The sequence below is a fragment of the Methylophaga sp. genome, from assembly GCF_030651745.1.
In genome coordinates, this window is sequence record NZ_JAUSCC010000077.1 from 1 (window position 1) to 19309 (window position 19309).

21 protein-coding genes and 1 tRNA gene are annotated in these 19309 nt (G+C 45.4%); 19 read left to right on the forward strand and 3 right to left on the reverse strand.

Annotated elements, in window-relative coordinates; genetic code table 11:
* Nucleotides 1-1341: OprO/OprP family phosphate-selective porin (locus tag Q7V21_RS09170; RefSeq protein WP_304917007.1), on the reverse strand; the 1341-nt coding region annotated here is incomplete at its 3' end.
* Nucleotides 1342-1569: 228 nt separating this feature from the next.
* Between Q7V21_RS09170 and Q7V21_RS09175 the strand changes: the two genes are divergently transcribed.
* The 3 genes from Q7V21_RS09175 to groL all read left to right on the forward strand — a co-directional run bounded on the left by Q7V21_RS09175 (nucleotide 1570) and on the right by groL (nucleotide 4147).
* Complete coding sequence (locus Q7V21_RS09175) at nucleotides 1570-2025, forward strand: FxsA family protein (protein WP_304917008.1); 456 nt, start codon at nucleotides 1570-1572, stop codon at nucleotides 2023-2025.
* Nucleotides 2026-2169: 144 nt separating this feature from the next.
* Nucleotides 2170-2460, forward strand: coding sequence for a co-chaperone GroES (gene groES, locus Q7V21_RS09180; RefSeq protein ID WP_069294646.1), 291 nt, complete (start codon nucleotides 2170-2172; stop codon nucleotides 2458-2460).
* Nucleotides 2461-2518: 58 nt separating this feature from the next.
* Nucleotides 2519-4147: a chaperonin GroEL gene (groL, locus tag Q7V21_RS09185; protein WP_304917009.1), complete on the forward strand. Its 1629-nt coding sequence runs from the start codon at nucleotides 2519-2521 to the stop codon at nucleotides 4145-4147.
* Between the two features lie 80 nt (nucleotides 4148-4227).
* Here the strand turns inward: groL and Q7V21_RS09190 are convergent, their stop codons facing one another.
* Nucleotides 4228-4596: a DUF6164 family protein gene (locus Q7V21_RS09190; protein WP_304917010.1), complete on the reverse strand. Its 369-nt coding sequence runs from the start codon at nucleotides 4594-4596 to the stop codon at nucleotides 4228-4230.
* 66 nt (nucleotides 4597-4662) lie between these two features.
* Nucleotides 4663-5286, reverse strand: coding sequence for an alternative oxidase (locus Q7V21_RS09195; protein ID WP_304917011.1), 624 nt, complete (start codon nucleotides 5284-5286; stop codon nucleotides 4663-4665).
* Nucleotides 5287-5444: 158 nt separating this feature from the next.
* Between Q7V21_RS09195 and glnE the strand changes: the two genes are divergently transcribed.
* From glnE to Q7V21_RS09275, 16 genes are all read left to right on the forward strand, one after another.
* The gene (gene glnE, locus Q7V21_RS09200; RefSeq protein ID WP_304917012.1) at nucleotides 5445-8255 is read left to right on the forward strand and encodes a bifunctional [glutamate--ammonia ligase]-adenylyl-L-tyrosine phosphorylase/[glutamate--ammonia-ligase] adenylyltransferase; all 2811 of its coding nucleotides are present in this window, start codon (nucleotides 5445-5447) and stop codon (nucleotides 8253-8255) included.
* 33 nt (nucleotides 8256-8288) lie between these two features.
* Complete coding sequence (locus tag Q7V21_RS09205; protein WP_304917013.1) at nucleotides 8289-9218, forward strand: branched-chain amino acid transaminase; 930 nt, start codon at nucleotides 8289-8291, stop codon at nucleotides 9216-9218.
* A gap of 47 nt (nucleotides 9219-9265) precedes the next feature.
* Nucleotides 9266-10015, forward strand: coding sequence for a YebC/PmpR family DNA-binding transcriptional regulator (locus Q7V21_RS09210; RefSeq protein ID WP_304917014.1), 750 nt, complete (start codon nucleotides 9266-9268; stop codon nucleotides 10013-10015).
* An 11-nt stretch (nucleotides 10016-10026) separates the two neighbouring features.
* Nucleotides 10027-10566, forward strand: coding sequence for a crossover junction endodeoxyribonuclease RuvC (gene ruvC, locus Q7V21_RS09215; RefSeq protein ID WP_069294639.1), 540 nt, complete (start codon nucleotides 10027-10029; stop codon nucleotides 10564-10566).
* Complete coding sequence (gene ruvA / locus Q7V21_RS09220) at nucleotides 10563-11159, forward strand: Holliday junction branch migration protein RuvA (RefSeq protein ID WP_304917015.1); 597 nt, start codon at nucleotides 10563-10565, stop codon at nucleotides 11157-11159. The genes ruvC and ruvA overlap by 4 nt, the downstream gene beginning before the upstream one ends.
* A gap of 2 nt (nucleotides 11160-11161) precedes the next feature.
* Nucleotides 11162-12175: a Holliday junction branch migration DNA helicase RuvB gene (ruvB, locus tag Q7V21_RS09225; protein WP_304917016.1), complete on the forward strand. Its 1014-nt coding sequence runs from the start codon at nucleotides 11162-11164 to the stop codon at nucleotides 12173-12175.
* On the forward strand, nucleotides 12175-12579 hold the full coding sequence (gene ybgC, locus Q7V21_RS09230; RefSeq protein ID WP_304917017.1) for a tol-pal system-associated acyl-CoA thioesterase: 405 nt from the start codon (nucleotides 12175-12177) through the stop codon (nucleotides 12577-12579). Before ruvB ends, ybgC begins: the two co-directional genes overlap by 1 nt.
* 10 nt (nucleotides 12580-12589) lie before the next feature.
* A complete protein-coding gene (gene tolQ, locus Q7V21_RS09235) occupies nucleotides 12590-13237 on the forward strand; it encodes a protein TolQ (RefSeq protein WP_304917025.1) in 648 nt (215 codons plus the stop codon).
* Between the two features lie 15 nt (nucleotides 13238-13252).
* The gene (gene tolR / locus Q7V21_RS09240) at nucleotides 13253-13699 is read left to right on the forward strand and encodes a protein TolR (RefSeq protein WP_304917018.1); all 447 of its coding nucleotides are present in this window, start codon (nucleotides 13253-13255) and stop codon (nucleotides 13697-13699) included.
* Nucleotides 13700-13704: 5 nt separating this feature from the next.
* A complete protein-coding gene (gene tolA / locus Q7V21_RS09245; RefSeq protein ID WP_304917019.1) occupies nucleotides 13705-14832 on the forward strand; it encodes a cell envelope integrity protein TolA in 1128 nt (375 codons plus the stop codon).
* 12 nt (nucleotides 14833-14844) lie between these two features.
* Nucleotides 14845-16143, forward strand: coding sequence for a Tol-Pal system beta propeller repeat protein TolB (gene tolB / locus Q7V21_RS09250; protein ID WP_304917020.1), 1299 nt, complete (start codon nucleotides 14845-14847; stop codon nucleotides 16141-16143).
* Nucleotides 16144-16163: 20 nt separating this feature from the next.
* Nucleotides 16164-16730: a peptidoglycan-associated lipoprotein Pal gene (gene pal, locus Q7V21_RS09255; protein ID WP_304917021.1), complete on the forward strand. Its 567-nt coding sequence runs from the start codon at nucleotides 16164-16166 to the stop codon at nucleotides 16728-16730.
* A gap of 1 nt (nucleotide 16731) precedes the next feature.
* A complete protein-coding gene (ybgF, locus tag Q7V21_RS09260; protein WP_304917022.1) occupies nucleotides 16732-17559 on the forward strand; it encodes a tol-pal system protein YbgF in 828 nt (275 codons plus the stop codon).
* A 22-nt stretch (nucleotides 17560-17581) separates the two neighbouring features.
* Nucleotides 17582-18223 carry a 7-carboxy-7-deazaguanine synthase QueE gene (queE, locus tag Q7V21_RS09265; RefSeq protein ID WP_304917023.1) on the forward strand — a complete coding sequence of 214 codons (642 nt, stop codon included), beginning with the start codon at nucleotides 17582-17584 and terminating at the stop codon, nucleotides 18221-18223.
* On the forward strand, nucleotides 18220-18888 hold the full coding sequence (queC, locus tag Q7V21_RS09270; protein WP_304917024.1) for a 7-cyano-7-deazaguanine synthase QueC: 669 nt from the start codon (nucleotides 18220-18222) through the stop codon (nucleotides 18886-18888). Before queE ends, queC begins: the two co-directional genes overlap by 4 nt.
* Nucleotides 18889-19018: 130 nt before the next feature.
* Nucleotides 19019-19094 (forward strand) — tRNA-Lys (locus Q7V21_RS09275).
* Nucleotides 19095-19309 lie beyond the last annotated feature (215 nt).

Genomic DNA, 19309 nt, shown 5'->3' on the forward strand with positions numbered 1-19309 from the left:
GTTCGCCATAAAGCGAATATTGTCATTGACATACCAGTTCACACCGATAGTCCAGATTTCACTTTTAGTGCCCAAGGCACCAGTGATGTTGGCCGGTAAATTGTCATTGAATGCACTGCTATCAAACACATCCAGTTCGTCATAACGAGCAACCAGTTCCCATGCACCGAAGCCGCCTTTACCAACAGCATTTTTAGGTGAAATTGTGCGCATTACACCATCACGGTAGCCGCGGGTTTCGCCCGTCAGAGTAAAGGTTGCTAATGCGTACCAACCGTCTAGATCAGCATCTTTAAAGTTTTTACGATCTAAGTCACGTTTGAAATATTCAGCTTGTAATGAGAATGGGCCTTGGATGGTCGCTGCTTCCAGCCCGTAGGTATTTGCGCTTTCAACACCCGCATAAATGACTTGTACTGGGCGGTTATCAAAGAAGTTGTTGTTTGGACGAGCTCTATAACGACCATTGTTGTTTGCTAAAGAATCACTTGAGAAAGTATCTTCATACTTAATATGGTTATAGCTGAGACCTAAGTGAACAATAGAGTCCTTTTCCTGGATCGGTGCAAATGTTGCGCGACCTGCATAACCGTAATCAGAATCTTTATCTAAGTTCTCGCCGGCGCTGACACCATCACCTAACCATGTACCAGCGGTTGCAGTCCAGTTAGAGCCTTTTGTTGCAACTGTCAGACCATTGTAACGACCCAAAGCAAAAGTATTAGTTGGGTTCGAGCGTTCCATAGTCGAAATACGATTTGAGCTGGTCAGTTCTTCTAAGCCAGAAGGCATTTTGTGACGACCCAATTTGATAGTGGTGTTTTCAAAACCTTGGTAACCAATGAAGACGTCAGTGAACTCGTTGCCGTTATTTGCTCCGAAGTTAACTTCCACACCATACAGCCAGTCAGTAAACATGGTGCCTTCCATACCAAGACGGGCACGACGGAATTTAGAGGCATTACCAACTTCAGTGCCGCCGGCATTGCGATCAAAATAATCATCACTGATAAAGCCATAATCAGCATGAATACGTCCACCGATGTTGGCGGTGAAAGCTTTATCGGCTGATTGGAAGTTCAAACCTTTGCTGTCTAAAGAAACATTAACTGATTTTTTCTCAGCTTCTTTAACGATGCTGACCATTTCTTCTTTTTCAGCAGTCGCTTTTTCTTCTTTTGCTTTAGCGGCATTTGCCAGCAAGCTGTAATCTTCAGCGCTGATAGTGCCCTTGTCACGTAACACTTTCAGCAGGTCGACCATTGGGTCTGCTTGTGCAGGTAAAACGGCGGCACCCATCAGTGCACCAGCGATTAATAGAGATGTGGGTTTCAGTTTCAAGGGACTATCCTCATAGTTAGTAAATCGAATCGGTCTTAAGTCCGAAGACCCGCACACCATAAGGCTGGAATATTTCAGGGTGATGATGTTTCCATGACAGTTGTGTTACAAAGCAACAAAAGTGATTTTTTGTTGTTAATAAGCGACAGGCTGCTTCAGATAAAAAAGCTTGAAAAATCAACATCAGCCCCAACCTAATTAAATATTGATGTCCGTTAAGGAAAGAACATGTTCAAGTGGCTGTTTTTGCTATTTCTGTTGGTACCAATCGCTGAAATTTACGTTTTGATAGAAGTTGGCGAAGTGATTGGCGCGGGTTGGACCATCTTATTTGTGATTGCTACGGCGGTTTTAGGTGCATGGTTAGTTAAGTTGCAAGGACTTGCTACCATGCAACGTGCTCAGCAGTCGATTAGCCGCGGCGAAACGCCTGCTTTGGAAATGCTGGAAGGGATGGCTCTATTTATAAGTGGTTTTCTTTTACTGATTCCAGGATTTGTCACCGATGCCGTTGGTTTCTTATTACTCATTCCAGCGTTACGCCGTGCTTTGCTGTTGAAATTAATCCGTAACAGCAACGTGATATTCCGTCAGCAATGGTCAGCTCGCAGTCGTTATTCACAAAGTGACGACATTATTGAAGGTGAAGTCATTAAAGATGACGAACAACGCCATATTCGCTAATCCTGGTGTCGTAGCCTTTTCGTTGAACTGACTTTTTTCAGAAATTTTTTAACTCAGGCACTTGAAGTTTGTTCAGGCAGCCCCATTAAAGGGGTTCCTGGAATTTTCTTGGTCATTTTTTGTTACTTTTGGAGGATAAAACTAATGAACCTTCGTCCCCTTCATGATCGTGTGATTGTTCGTCGCATGGAAGAAGAAACTACCTCTGCTGGTGGTATTGTCATCCCTGATAATGCAGCAGAAAAACCATCTCGTGGCGAAATTCTCGCAGCGGGTAACGGCAAAATTACCGATTCTGGTGAAGTTCGTCCTCTGGCTGTCAAAGTCGGTGACAAAGTGCTGTTTGGCAAATATGCCGGCACCGAAGTCAAAGTGGAAGGCGAAGAACTGCTGGTCATGCGTGAAGACGATATCGTTGCAGTAATTGAAGCTTAAGCTTCCCAACGATTTCATATCTGGTTACGTTAAAACATAGCTATAAAGAGGATTTAAAATGGCTGCTAAAGAAGTCAAATTCGGCGCTGACGCGCGTCAGCTGATGGTCAAAGGCGTTAATACGCTGGCCAACGCGGTTAAAGTGACCTTGGGTCCTAAAGGCCGCAATGTTATTTTGGATAAAAGCTACGGCGCACCGACCATCACTAAAGACGGTGTTTCAGTTGCTAAAGAAATCGAATTAGAAAACAAATTTGAAAACATGGGTGCACAAATGGTTAAGGAAGTGGCTTCGCACACTTCTGATGCTGCCGGTGACGGTACCACCACTGCAACCGTTCTGGCCCAAGCCATTCTGCGTGAGGGTATGAAAGCCGTCACTGCCGGTATGAACCCAATGGATCTGAAACGCGGTATTGACAAAGCTGTGACAGCTGCGGTTGAAGAACTGAAAAGAATGTCTTCACCTTGCGATGACGATAAAGCCATTGCTCAAGTCGGCACTATCTCTGCCAACTCTGATAAATCCGTCGGCGACATCATTGCTGAAGCAATGAAAAAAGTCGGTAAAGAAGGCGTTATCACGGTTGAAGATGGTCGTGGTTTTGAAAACGAACTTGATGTCGTTGAAGGTATGCAGTTTGACCGTGGCTACCTGTCTCCATATTTCGTCAATGAACAACAAACAATGTCAGCCAACCTGGATGACCCATATGTTCTGTTGTACGACAAAAAAATCTCCAACATTCGTGAATTATTACCAGCGTTAGAAGCGGTTGCTAAATCTAGCCGTCCATTGCTGATTGTATCTGAAGATGTTGAAGGCGAAGCTTTGGCAACTCTGGTTGTCAACAACATGCGCGGTATTGTGAAAGTCTGTGCGGTTAAAGCTCCTGGCTTTGGCGATCGTCGTAAAGCTATGTTGGAAGATATCGCTGTGTTAACTGGCGGTACCGTGATTTCTGAAGAAGTCGGTCTGAATCTGGAAAAAGTGACTCTGGATGATCTGGGCCAAGCCAAGAAAATCACTGTCAGCAAAGAAAACACCACTATTATTGATGGTGCTGGCCGTCCTGATGAAATTACTGCCCGTGTTGAGCAAATTCGTGCACAAATTGCTGATTCTTCATCTGACTACGATAAAGAAAAACTGCAAGAGCGTGTTGCCAAACTGGCCGGTGGTGTTGCCGTCATCAAAGTTGGCGCTGCTACTGAAATGGAAATGAAAGAGAAGAAAGCACGCGTAGAAGATGCATTGCATGCAACTCGTGCGGCTGTTGAAGAGGGTGTTGTTGCTGGTGGTGGTGTTGCACTGGTTCGTGCTGAAGGTAGCTTGGGCGAACTGAAAGGTGACAACCATGATCAAGACATGGGTATCACTATTGCACGTCGTGCGATGGAAGAGCCTTTACGTCAAATCGCAACCAATGCCGGTGCAGAAGCTTCTGTTATTTTGAATGAAGTGGCTGCAGGTACAGGTAACTACGGTTATAACGCAGCTTCTGGTGAATACGGCGATATGATCGAAATGGGTATTCTGGACCCAACAAAAGTCACGCGTACTGCATTGCAAAATGCCGGTTCAGTTGCTGGCTTGATGTTGACTACAGAAGCCATGATTGCTGAGTTACCGAAAGAAGATGCTCCTGCAATGCCTGATATGGGCGGCATGGGCGGCATGATGTAATTCGTTACATCAAGTCCACATAAAAAAGCCCCGTCTTGCAAAAGGCGGGGCTTTTTTTATTCAAGCATGTTAATGATGACTTAAGGATGTATGGTTTTCCAGAATGGGATCAGCATCAGGCTTAATACAAAGGCAACTAACAAAAGCACGCCAAGAAACCGGAAGGGATGCTGCAAAATGGATTGGAAAAAACCAGGGATTTCGCCACTGGCACGCAATGTTTCGTAATGCTGGCGTTGTTCAATAGCGCGTTTGGCTTGGTATTCATCAAGAATTGCTTTGGCTAGCGGCAGTTGTTGGTCATTAACCAACCAGATAGCGGCTACCCCAAGGCCAAAAAAGCCGGCCTGAGTTTCATAAAAATCAAAGCCTTTATCATCCAGCAATTGCCGAATTTCTTCCGCTTCATCCTCAGGCACATTGTTAAGTCTATAAAGTAAAGTCGCCATAGTCGTCCTTGTCTGTCAGCGCAGCCTGAGATTCAGTCAATATTGATCAATTCAAGCTGTCGCATCTTATGCAGTTTGCAATTGATTGGCAAAATCATGATTCACATCCCGATGTTTTGCCTCATCATCTCTTACTACTAATACTACGTCACGCAGTCTGGCATCAGCCGGAAGTTTCCAGTAATCAATGGCTATTTGCGGTGCCGCTACATTTTCGTACTTGCCAGAGTCAATACCGGCTAAATATTCAGTGTAGCTGTATACGGCTTCTTCTTCGAGATAGCCGACAATGCGGTGGGCAATGCGTGAAGAGAATAGATACAAAATAAAAAACAAATTATAAAACACACCTTGCGCGATGATGATCAACACACGTTCGAACCAACTGGGCTGAGCAATATGCACAAAGGTCAGCAGATGCATACGTTCATTGTCAGCTTCTTCTAGCAAGGTGGCGATCCAACCATCATCATCCAGCATACGGCGTAATGAGCGAAGGTGTTGCAATGCGCCTCCTACCATGCCGGGAACTGCTGCAACCGTTTCCAGTACAACAGCACGATGTCCATAACGACCAGAGAAAAAAACGTCGGCAAAAAAACGCATAAACTTAACAATTGCCAAGGCGATTCGATCTGAAATGCATTTCGGGTTGTAATGTGGTGCGTCGTTTTTTGTGCTGTCCATCATTGTCTCCTTTGACGAGACGGAAGTTAATCAGGCAATAACAAAATACACGTTCGAGTTGATCGTGATTTCCGTGGTTCTGACATCGCGATAGTCTAAATGTTCTGTTAGTTTAGACACATTTTCAGCTACTGTGCATCGCAAAATCGAATGAGGCAAGCATGACCCTATCACTCAGTGAACCATGGCAAACCCTTCTGCAAGGTAAACAAAATCTACTTGGCACTGCTATGACGGTGTTGACTGCCAGTGACTATGTGTTGAATCAGGGCGAACGCCAACCACAACGAATGGCTGAGTTGCTGGAAAGCGGTGATTTAGAGATTGCCTATGCAGAAGATGGCTATCAGCAACGCCTGCAGCACCGGCTTGCTAGCGTAAAAGACGAAGTCAGCTTGCATCAGCAATTACGTTTTTTTCGTCAGCGTGAGATGGTACGGATCATTTGGCGAGATTTAGTCGGCTGGGCCGATTTAGCTGAAACGGTGCGTGAGTTGACTGGCTTGGCGGATTGCTGCGTTGAACAGGCTTTGAACAAGCTTTATCAATGGCAAACTGAATTGCTGGGGACACCCACCAATAAGTTTGGTGAGGTTCAGCAGTTGATTGTGCTGGGAATGGGGAAAATGGGTGCGGGTGAATTAAATCTGTCTTCCGATATCGATTTGATTTTCACCTATCCTGATGACGGTGAAACCCAAGGAGCCAGAAAAAGCCTGTCTAATGAGGAATTTTTTACCCGATTAGGACGCAAGCTGATACAGGCTTTGGATAATGTCACTGTGGATGGTTTTGTTTTTCGGGTCGATATGCGGTTACGCCCATTTGGTGACAGTGGTGCATTGGTGGCCAGTTTTGACGCAATAGAGGATTACTACCAGACTCAAGGCAGGGAATGGGAGCGCTATGCGATGATCAAGGCCAGACCTCTGACGGGTAGCGAACAGGATAAAAAAGCCATTGATGAGCTGCTACGTCCCTTTATCTATAGACGTTATCTTGATTACGGCATGTTTGATTCACTGCGGGAAATGAAATCAATGATTGCTGGTCAACTGCATCTCAAAGGTATGGAAGACAATATCAAATTAGGGGCGGGTGGGATTCGCGAAATCGAATTTATCGGCCAGGTATTTCAACTGATTTATGGTGGTCGCGACCGATCATTGCAGCAACGACCCATTTTGACGATTCTGGATGTGTTGGCTGAACGAAAGTTATTGTCGGGTTATGCAGTAACCGCGTTAAAAAATGCCTATGTATTTTTGCGTCGTACAGAACATCGAATTCAAGCCTGGGCAGATCAACAAACTCATGTTTTGCCTAAAGATGAGGTTGCACAGATACGGCTGGCAAATACTATGGGATTTGATAATTGGTCAGTGTTTATCAAAAAACTTAATGAACATAGACAACAAGTACATGAGCATTTTGAGCAATTACTTACTGCCCCTCAGGCTGGTGATGAAACAGGAGACAACGTCGCTTTGTTAACCGCTGGAGCAGCGGAAGTAGAGGAATATCTGAAAAAATGGGGTTACCACGATCCGCAATTGTCACAGCAGACCCTTGAAAAATTACTGGATCAAAGTGCGGTAAAAAATCTCAGTCAAACGGGCCGAGACAGATTAAAAAAATTGCTGCCTTTACTGGTTCAGGCTGCAGCAGGAACTGAACAACCGGATAGGTGTTTGCAAAGGATGATGCCGCTACTTGAATCCATCATGCGGCGATCGGCGTATATGTCGTTATTGGTTGAAAATACGCTGGCCTTGTCGCAGCTGGTCAAGCTATGTGCGGCCAGTCCGTTAATTAGCCATCAGTTAGCTCGTTATCCGGTATTGCTGGATGAGTTACTGGATCCGCGTTCGCTTTATGAAGTGCCCGGCCGTGAGCAGCAAAAGGCTTTATTGAATCAATTTTTGTCGGCTGCTGAAGATACCGATCTTGAACAACAAATGAACTTATTGCGTGAATTTCGTCAGATTGCCACCTTACACGTTGCAGCTGCGGATGTGACTGAAGTATTGCCCATAATGCGCGTCGGTGATCAATTAAGCGAATTGGCAGAGCTGCAACTCGAGCGGGCATTGCAGTTGGCCTGGTTATATTTGAGTAGTCGGCATGGCTTACCTCCGATGGCAGATGCAACTGATATGTCGCAGTGTGGTTTTAGTGTGATTGCCTATGGAAAATTAGGTGGACTGGAACTGGGCTACGGTTCTGATCTGGATTTGGTCTTTGTATTTGATGACGCGCGCGAGGGCGTAACGGATGGTGAGAAGTCGGTTGATGTCATGGTGTTCTTCACTCGACTGGCTCAGCGCATGATTCATATTTTAAATACCGTGACATCCGGCGGAGTGTTATATGAAGTAGATATGCGTTTGCGGCCCAGAGGAAATTCCGGCTTATTAGTCAGTCCGATATCCGGGTTTGCGGATTATCAGCAGCAGGAAGCGTGGACCTGGGAGCATCAGGCTTTGGTGAGGGCGCGTTGTGTGGCCGGTGATCAACAATTGGCAGAGCAATTCAGCAATATTCGCCAACAAGTTTTGTCCAAACCTCGTAGCAAAACTGAGCTGGCGAAAGAGGTCAGTGAAATGCGCCAGAAAATGCGCCAGCAACTGGATAAGACTGTCGATGATATGTTTGATCTTAAGCAGGGCGTTGGTGGTATCACTGATATTGAATTTATGGTGCAATATGCAGTACTAGCTTGGTCAGCAAACTTGCCTGATTTGATGGTTTACACCGATAATATCCGAATTTTGGATGCATTGGTGGCGACTGGTAAGCTTACTCAGCAGCAAGGAACCATGCTCGCCGATGCTTATCGTTACTATCGTAGCGAAGCAAATCATTGTGTTCTGCAGGAACAACCGGCAGTGGTGCCGGTGGCCAAAGTGGCCGATTTTCAGCAACAAGTAAACGCAATTTGGCAACACTGGTTAGGCGATGAACCAGTATGAAATCAATTTTAAGTATCTAAAAAGTAGGTAATTATGGCAGCAGTAACAATGGCAGATCGTGATGGCGTTATCTGGTTGGATGGCGAATTTGTGCCTTGGCGTGAAGCTAAAGTCCATGTACTGACGCATACTTTGCATTATGGTATGGGGGTTTTTGAAGGGGTCCGTGCTTATAAAACGGATGCTGGGACTGCTATTTTCCGTATGCAAGAGCATACCGACCGACTATTCCGTAGTGCCAAGATCCTTGGCATGAAAATGCCGTTTGATAAAGCAACTTTAAACGATGCACAGCGGGCAGTGGTTCGTGAAAACAAACTTGATTCAGCCTACATTCGTCCAATGTGTTTTTATGGGTCTGAAGGCATGGGTATTCGTGCTGATAATCTTAAAACCCATGTAATGGTTGCAGCCTGGAGCTGGGGGTCGTACCTGGGCGAAGAAAATATGACGCGCGGCATCCGCATTAAAACGTCATCTTTTACCCGCCACCATGTCAATATCACCATGTGTAAAGCCAAGGCCAACGGCAATTACATGAATTCAATGATGGCTTTGCAAGAAGCCGTGAATGATGGTTATGACGAAGCGTTGTTATTAGATGCCAATGGTTTTGTTACCGAAGGCAGTGGCGAGAACTTCTTTATGGTTCGGGATGGCGTGCTTTACACACCTGAATTGACCTCGGCACTGGAAGGTATTACCCGTGATACGGTTATGCGCCTGGCCAATGATATTGGCTTGAAAGTCGTAGAAAAACGTATTACTCGCGATGAAGTGTATATCTGTGATGAAGCATTCTTCACTGGTACTGCAGCCGAAGTTACACCGATTCGTGAACTGGACAATCGTCCTATCGGTGAAGGTAAACGTGGCCCAATCACTGAACAGTTACAAAGCATGTATTTCGATCAGGTGTATGGCCGTAGCGAATATTATCGCGACTGGAATACGCTGGTTTAATTGCTTAACACCCGTATTAAACGTAATAACAAAGAGGTTAGTACCAAATGGCAGGTCATAGTAAGTGGGCGAATATTCAGCATAGAAAAGGTGCGCAAGATGCCAAACGCGGCAAACTTTTCACGCGGCTGATTCGTGAAATTACTGTAGCTGCCCGTATGGGGGGCAGTGATCCTGCCACTAACCCGCGTTTACGTGCTGCCATTGATAAAGCTTTGGGCAGCAATATGACCAAAGATGTTATCGAGCGTGCGACAAAACGAGGTGCAGGTGAGCTGGAAGGCGCGGCTTATGAAGAAATTCGTTATGAAGGTTATGGCCCAAATGGCATCGCCATTATGGTTGATTGCATGACCGATAATCGTAATCGCACAGTGGCCGAAGTACGCCATGTATTCAGTAAGCGTGGCGGCAATATGGGAACCGATGGTTCGGTTGCCTATCTGTTTAACCAAAAAGGCATTATCAGTTTCGGCAATGACATTTCTGAAGATGATGTGATGGAAATCGCTCTGGAAGCCGGTGCTGAAGATATCGTCACCAATGCCGATGGTTCGGTGGATGTGTTCACCTCTCCGGAGGACTATTCAGTCGTTAAAGATGCGCTGGATGCCGCGGGACTGGAAGCGCAATCCGCAGAAGTGACCATGCATCCCGATACTACCGTGAGTTTGGAACTGGATGATGCACAAAAAGCCATCGCCATGATTGAAGCGTTTGAAGAGCTGGATGATGTGCAACAGGTTTACTCGAACGCTGATTTCTCCGATGAGGTGATGGCGCAGCTAGGTAGCTGATTGCCGACACTATGGCGCGCATTCTTGGTGTGGATCCTGGTTCTCGGAAAACCGGTTTTGGCATCATAGAACTTGATGGTAAGCAAATTAAACATGTGATTAGCGGCAGACTGCTGGTGGGAGACGGCGACTTTGCCAATCGCCTGAAACAGATCTTTGAAGGCCTGACCGATATTATTCAGCGTTATCAGCCAGACATCATGGCTATTGAACAAGTATTCCTACATAAAAATGCCGATTCAGCTTTAAAACTTGGTCAGGCTCGTGGTGCCGCCATCTGCGCCGCAGTTAGTCAACAGCTGCTGGTTCATGAATACTCTGCAACTCAAATAAAAAAAGCTGTAGTCGGAAATGGACATGCCAAAAAAGAGCAAGTCCAGTATATGATGACGGTCATGTTGCAGCTGAAAGAAGCGCCACTGGAAGATGCTGCTGACGCTCTGGCTTGTGCGGTCACCCATGCAAATCATGCCGCACTGGATAGTCTCACTAATAAACTCCCCGCAGGAATGCGGCTCAGCCGTCGTCGAGGAGGACGCTATAGCCGATGATTGGTCGACTTACTGGAATTATTATCGAAAAACAGCCACCAGAACTGGTGATTGATGTACAAGGTGTCGGCTACGAAGTCTCTGCACCCATGTCGACATTTGTGAATTTGCCGCCACTGAATGAAAAAGTGAGTCTGTATACACATCTGGTGGTACGTGAAGATGCTCAGTTATTGTATGGATTTGCCACCCAACGAGAACGATTATTATTCCGCAGTTTGCTTAAAGTAAATGGGGTGGGAGCCAAACTGGCACTGACGATTTTATCGGGCAGTGATGTTGATAGTTTTGCGCGAAGTGTGCTGGAAGGTGACGCCGCAAGTTTGACTCGACTGCCTGGTGTCGGTAAAAAGACAGCTGATCGCCTTATTATTGAAATGCGCGACCGACTCAAAGAAGTGGGCTCGGCGATGGGGCTTGATGAGCAAATTACCACGAATATGCCGAGCGGCAGTGGTGCTCGAAAAGAAGCACTGGAAGCTTTGGTTGCTTTAGGGTATAAAGCCGCCGAAGCAGAAAGAATGATCCGTAGTTTTGATGCACAGGATATGACAACCGAGCAAATCATCAGACAGGCATTGCAGCGAAATTAATCATGGATGAACGTTTTATTTCACCGCAAACTGTAAATGATGACGAACGGGTCGATCGTGCTATCAGACCACTGAGTTTGCAGGATTATATTGGCCAGCCAGTAGTGCGTGAACAGATGGAATTGTTTGTGTCGGCTGCCCGAAAACGTAAGGAAGCCTTGGATCACACACTTATTTTTGGTCCTCCCGGTCTAGGGAAAACCACGTTGGCACATATTATTGCCAATGAAATGGGAGTGAATTTACGGCAAACGTCGGGACCCGTTTTAGAACGCCCAGGCGATTTGGCTGCATTATTGACGAATCTTGAACCCAATGATGTATTGTTTGTTGATGAAATTCATCGACTAAGTCCGGTGGTTGAAGAAGTGTTGTATCCGGCGATGGAAGATTACCAAATCGATATCATGATTGGTGAAGGACCGGCAGCACGTTCAATCAAGTTGGATCTCGAACCTTTTACCTTGGTTGGAGCAACAACACGAGCGGGGTCACTAACCTCGCCCTTGCGGGATCGCTTTGGCATAGTGCAGCGTTTGGAATTTTATAATGTTGCTGATTTAAGTACGATTGTGCAGCGAAGTGCACGCATATTAGGTGTGACACTGGATATCAGCGGAGCCGGTGAGATTGCTCATCGTTCACGCGGAACACCGAGGATTGCCAATCGGTTACTGCGCCGTGTAAGAGACTATGCGGAAGTACGATTTGATGGGGTTGTTACGACAGAAATTGCTCGGCAGGCACTGGATCTGCTGGATGTTGATAAGTTCGGTTTTGATATGTTGGACCGTAAACTGTTGCTGGCGATAATTGAAAAGTTTTCCGGTGGACCGGTGGGCTTGGACAATCTGGCTGCAGCCATCGGTGAAGAACGTGGAACAATAGAAGATGTGATAGAGCCCTTTCTGATACAAGAGGGTTTTATTATGCGGACGCCACGGGGACGAATTGCTACCAAACGAGCATTTCTGCATTTGGGGCTGACACCAGATCTCGATCTTACAGGTGATTAATGCAGTCGTTTGATTGGCCAGTAAGAGTGTATTACGAAGATACAGATAGTGGTGGTGTGGTTTATCACGCAAATTATCTGAAGTTTATGGAACGGGCCCGAACCGAATGGTTACGTCAGCTTGGCTTTGAGCAAAATGTTTTAAAAGACGAACATAATTGCCTATTTGCAGTCCATTCGATGCAAATCAATTTTCGTCGCCCGGCACGATTTAATGATGCCTTAGTAATTCGAACTGAAATGACACAAACGAGCGGTGCAAGCATGCAGTTTGAACAATCAGTGCTGCGTGATGACGAACTGTTGTGCAGTGCGTCAGTCAGAGTGGCTTGTTTAGATGCAAAACGATTTAAACCGTGCCCGATACCTTTTTTTATTTTGACGGAGATGCAAAGTGAATGCTGATCTATCCTTGATGGCCCTGATATCAGAAGCCAGTTTGCTAGTGCAGATTGTTATGCTGATTTTGCTGCTGATATCAGTGTATTCCTGGACTATTATTTTCAAAAAACGCACTGAGCTGGTTGCAGCAAAACGTGATGCAGATTTATTTGAAGATAAGTTCTGGTCTGGCAATGAATTAAACAGACTATACGAGGATATTACCTCGAGACCTCATTCCGGGCGAGGTATGGAAGGCATTTTTGAGGCTGGATTCAAAGAGTTTGTTCGGCTGAAAAAAACCTCAACCGATTCCGCCTACATATTAGAAGGCACACAACGGGTAATGCGGATTTCTTTATCCAGAGAAATGGATGAATTAGAACTTTCCTTACCTTTTCTGGCTACGGCAGGTTCAACCAGTCCCTACATTGGTCTGTTCGGAACCGTCTGGGGTATCATGAATTCATTTCGGGCATTGGGTGAGGTTCAACAAGCGACGCTTGCAATGGTGGCGCCAGGTATTGCAGAAGCTTTGATTGCTACGGCGATGGGGTTGTTTGCAGCTATTCCTGCGGTTGTTGCATATAACCGCTATTCAAATGAAGTTGAACGACTGATTAGTCGTTATGACAATTTCGTTGAGGAATTCTCTTCAATTTTGCAACGGCAACAAGGTTAAAAACGGAGCCTAACTATGGCGCTTCATAAACAACAACGTCTGCGTCGCAAGCCTATGGCAGAAATTAACGTCGTTCCCTATATCGACGTTATGCTGGTTCTGTTAATCATCTTTATGATTACGGCTCCAATGCTGACGCAAGGGGTTCAGGTTGATTTACCCCAAGCTGATGCCAATCCGGTGGAAGCACCGGAAAATCTTGAACCACTGGTCATTTCAGTGGATGCCGCTGGTAACTACTATGCTTCTGTTGGTGATAATCAGGATCAAAGTATCGGAGCACAGGAACTGGTTGCCAGAGTTTCGGCGGTATTGCGCCGCAACCCTCAGACCCCTGTTATGGTCAAAGGCGACAGTTCAGCAAGTTATGGACAAGTGGTGGGGGCGATGGCTTTGTTGCAAAAAGCCGGTGTTCCTAATGTTGGTTTGATAACACAACGTCCGGAAACGGCAACTCAGTAATTACGATGAAGCAATCTATTTTGCAAAATTTATTTGCCGGAGGCGCATCAACAATATTGCATGCATTGCTCATTATATTGTTGATTGTCAGTTTTGATATGCCAACCGAAATTCGCCAGTTTGGCCAACCGGAAGTGGAAATCGTTCAAGCCACGGTAATAGATGAAGATTTAGTGCTTGAAGAAATGGCCCGCTTGCAAGAGGCTGAAGACAGTAAACGCATCGCTGAAGAAGAACGGCAGCAAAAGCTGGATGAGCAACTGGAAAAATCACAGCAAGAATTGGCACGACAGGAACAAGAACTGCTGGATATGCAGGAGCGAGCCAAACTGGATGCTGAAAAACGCAAACAGGAAGCTGAACTTGAACAGCAACGGCTGAAAGAATTAGAGCAACAACGAATCGAACAGGAAGAGGCTCGTAAACAGGCCGAACTTGAACGACAGAAAGCGGAAGAGGCCAAACAAAAAGCCGAAGCTGAACGCAAAACAGCTGAAGAAGCGAAACAAAAAGCCGAAGCTGAACGTATAGCTGCAGAAAAAGCCAGAGAAGAGGCTGAAGTTAAACGCAAAGCCGAGGAAGAAGCCAAGCGTAAAGCTGAAGAGGAAGCCAAACGTAAGACTGAAGAAGATGCCAAGCGTAAAGCTGAGGAAGAAGCCAAACGCAAAGCCGAGGAAGAGGCCAAACGTAAAGCTGATGAAGAAGCTAAACGTAAGGCCGAGGAAGAGGCCAAACGCAAAGCCGCTGAAGATGCCAAACGTAAAGCGGAAGAAGATGCGCGACGTCAGGCTGAATCTGATTTACAGCGCCAATTGGAAGCTGAGCAATCAGAACGCGAAGGTCGCCGGGTAAGAGGTGTTGTTGATGAGTATTCACAGATTATTCAACAAAGGGTAAAACGCTTTTGGATCAAACCGCCAAATGCTGACCGCGGTTTGGAAGTGACCTTACGAATTAGAACATTACCAGGTGGTGATGTTGGTGAAGTAACCATTGTTAGAAGTAGTGGCAATGCGATTTTTGATCGATCAGCTGAAAGTGCTGTGTATAAATCCTCTCCCTTGCCACTTCCAAGTGATGCGAAAGCAGCAGCGGAATTTAGAAGTTTTAATTTTGTATTCAGACCAGAATAAGAGGCGGACGTGATGATCAAGAAATGGTTGTTAAAGCTAGGCATTTTGCTTGCTTTTTTACCCTTGCAAGCACAAGCCTTACTCACAATTGAGATTACGGGTGGGTCAGATGGCGCATTACCCATCGCAATAGTCCCGTTTGGTAGTGAAGGATTAAGAGCACCTGAAGATATTACAAAAATCATTCGTAATGACTTAGAGAGCAGTGGCCGGTTTGCCCCGCTTGAAGAGCGGGATTTGGTGTCTCGTCCAACTGAACAGTCACAAGTTAACTTTGCCGACTGGCGATTATTGAGATCAGAAGGACTTGTTATCGGTAAAATCAGCAGCCAGGATGGTGAAAACTATCAGGTTCAGTTCCAACTGTTTGATGTCTATCGTGGTCAGCAGTTAGCAGGTAAACGTTATCAGGTACCAGCATCTGGTTTAAGAGCGTTAGGCCATCAAATAGCCGATGTGATTTATGAAACACTTACAGGTGAGAAAGGCATCTTTTCAACGCGGTTGGCTTTTGTTACGCAAGTCACTGCTGGCGATGGAAAAAAACGCTTTGCCTTACAGATTTCGGATGCTGATGGAGCAAATCCACGCACTGTATTACAATCAACACAACCCATTATGTCACCAGCGTGGGCACCAGATGGTGATCAGCTTGCCTATGTATCTTTTGAAAATGGGAAAAGCGAAGTTTTTGTTCAACAGTTACAAAGTGGTCAGCGTAAATCAGTCGCTGCTTTTGAGGGTATAAACAGTGCGCCTTCATGGTCGCCTGATGGAAGAAGACTGGCATTAACACTGTCCAGAAATGGCAACCCGGAAATTTATGTGCTTGAGCTGGCCAGCGGTGATTTGATCCGAGTAACTAATAATGCTCAGGCCATTGATACAGAAGCTGTCTGGTCGCCGAATGGAAATGAAATTTACTTTACATCTGACCGTGGTGGCCGACCACAGATTTATAGAGTGTCAGCAAATGGTGGTCGAGCTGAACGAGTGAGTTTTGAAGGTAATTACAATGCGTCCCCTGATATTTCACCAGATGGACGTAAATTGGCCATGGTGCATGGTGCCAATGGCAATTTCTATATTGCAGTACAAGATCTTAAAACTGGAGCGATGCAAGTGCTTACTGATTCGAGACGAGCCGAATCACCGAGTTTTGCGCCGAATGGTCAAATGATCCTGTATGCTACTGAGCAAAAAGGTAGCGGTGTATTAGCTGCTGTCTCTGTTGATGGCCGGATCCATCAACGTTTGAGCGAATCCGGAATTGTCGTGCGTGAACCTGCATGGTCTCCGCTGAAAAAATAATTTAAGTCAGGAGTGTTTTTATGAATCGTTTTAAATTCTCGGCGTTGTTACTTGCCTTGTTCTTACTTAGTGCTTGTAGCGGTAATGCTACTAAAGACGGTACAGACGATGTATTAGTAGAAGAGCGCAATGGCGCATCGACTTCAGGTGTTTCAGGTCGAAGTGCAGATGGTAGTGATTTAGGTGCAGAAGCAAGCGTAATTGTTGGTGAGAATGGTTATGGCGGAAGTCAATTTGATCCTTCAAACCCATTATCTAATCGGGTAATTTACTTTGATTATGATAGTGCTAGCATCAGACAACAAGATCAGGCAATTGTCGAAGCTCATGCCGCTTATTTAGGTAAAAATCCTAATTTGACTGTACGTTTGGAAGGTCACACTGATGAACGTGGTTCACGTGAATATAACCTTGCCTTAGGTGAGCGTCGTGCTTTGTCAGTTCGTCAATTGCTGATGTTACAAGGTGCCAGTGCACAACAATTCAGAGTGGCAAGTTTTGGTGAAGAACGTCCTGCAGTTGATGGTAGTGATGAATCTGCATGGTCTCAAAATCGCCGAGTTGAAATAATTTATATTGGTCGTTGATATGCCTTTTAAAAAGCAAAAACAACTTGCAATAGCAATAATGGTGGGCGCTTTCTTAGCGCCCTCTGTTTCTTGGGCTGAGCAAGAATCGATGCAAGCTCGTATGGATCGACTTGAACGTATTATTCAGGGACAAGGGTTGACCTCATTGCTGACGCAGGTTGATCAGCTGCAACGCGAGATTCAACGTTTAAATGGTACAAACGAAGAACTCAGTCATAAGATTGATCAAATGCAGCAACGCCAGCGGGAGCAATACCTGGATCTGGATCAACGGATAACAGAATTACAGCAACAACCTGTGGCGAGCCAACCTCCAGTCAGAAATGATTCAGCTTCAATGGTTAATGAGTCAATTGATTCAGAATTGGCTGATAGTGAAGTGCAACCACCACCTGCTACTCAGATGGATGGGGCAATTGATACGCTTGCACCCGTAGCGGTAGAAAGTGGTGAAGCGGCCTATCAAGCTGCACTGCAAGATCTGCGCGGTGGTCGTTATCAGGAAGCCTTAACTGCTTTAGGTGCTTTCCCTCAAAGCTATCCAAACAGCAGTTATTTACCGAATGTTTATTATTGGCAGGGTGAGGCGCATTATGTCGTGCGTGAATTTGATAAGGCTATAGTGGCTTTTGATAAAGTGATCTCCAGCTATCCCGACAGTAATAAAGTTTCTGATGCATTATTGAAGCGCGGTTTCAGTGAATATGAGACAGGTGATAGAAATAAAGCTCAAGCAACATTGAACCAAGTGATTCAGCAATATCCTGATACATCCGCCGCTCGTTTGGCGAGAGTACGTCTGGATCGTATCCAGCAATCACCGTAAAGTATTTTTGTAGAACGCGCAGATGGCTCAATGTCGTATCACTGAGATTTTCTATTCATTGCAAGGTGAAACACGTACGGTCGGTTTGCCAACGGTCTTTGTAAGATTGACCGGTTGTCCATTACGATGTGGTTATTGCGATACCGCTTATGCTTTCCATGGCGGGCAAAAAATGGAAATCAGTGACATTGTTGCTGAAGTAAAAAGCTACAACCCACGCTATGTCACTGTAACTGGTGGTGAGCCACTGGCACAAAATACCTGCCGAGAATTGTTAACCGCTCTGTGTGATTTAGATGTTGAAGTCTCATTGGAAACCAGTGGCGCGATGGATATCGGCGACATTGATCCACGCGTAGTTCGAGTTATGGATTTAAAAACACCTGCCTCAGGTGAGGTTGCTAAAAATCGTTATAGCAACATCGATTTATTAAATCATCAAGATCAGGTTAAATTCGTGATCTGCAATCGTGACGACTACGATTGGGCACGCCAACAACTATCGCAATTTGAATTAGCCAACCGCTGTGAGATTTTATTTTCTCCAGTGCATGGTGATTTAACACCTACCGATTTGGCGGAATGGATTATTGCAGATAATCTGCCGGTAAGAATGCAGGTTCAACTACACAAATATCTATGGAACGATGCACAAGGTCGATGAATAAACGCGCGGTCATATTACTTTCAGGTGGATTAGATTCTGTAACAGCATTAGCTATCGCAAAATCTGAAGGATACGCTTGTCACACCATCAGCTTTGATTATGGACAGCGTCATCGAACTGAACTTGATGCAGCAGAAAATCTAGCCCGAAAAGCTGGCGTTGTTACTCACAAAGTAATACAGATTGATCTACGAGCCATTGGTGGATCAGCATTGACTGATGACATTGCTGTACCTGAGACGGAACAGCAGGGGATTCCAATCACTTATGTGCCAGCCAGAAATACTATTTTCCTGTCAATTGCGCTTGGTTGGGCAGAAGTGCTTAATGCTGAAGCTATCTTTGTTGGTGTAAATGCCGTTGACTACTCAGGTTACCCTGATTGCCGACCTGAATTTATAGCTGCGTTTGAAAAACTGGCCAATCTGGCAACCAAATCTGCAGTAGAAGGTAGCGCTATATATATAAGAGCACCTTTAATGACACTCACAAAATCAGAAATCGTCAAACGTGGTACAGAGCTGGGGATTGATTACAGCGAAACTGTGTCATGTTACCAGGCGGATGCGCAAGGCCGCGCTTGCGGGCAATGTGATTCTTGCAGGTTAAGACGGCAAGGTTTTATTGATGCAGGACTCGCTGACCCAACAGGATATCAATAAGTGTTTGTTTCTTTGAGAGAATCAGCAAAAACAAACATTCGGTATCAGACAGTCCACAACTAATGCTTAAAAATATTACCAACTAGGGTTGTCATTTTTATCAACTATAGTATTATGTCGCGCTTGGTTTGGGCCGTTAGCTCAGTTGGTAGAGCACCGGACTTTTAATCCGATGGTCCTGCGTTCGAGTCGCAGACGGCCCACCATTTTTCTGCAAAATTTCAGTTTTATTCTAGTTTCATAATTCTGTAATAATTGTTGTTGACAGCCTGGCGAGTGGCTGTATAATTCTCGCTTCTTTGCAGGGCATTATTATCTGCAAGCTCTTTAAAAAACTGGTATCAAGTAATTTGTGTGGGTACTTGCGTTGTATATTTCTGAGAAGAAAAAACGACGTGAGCTATTCGCAAGAATGCAAACG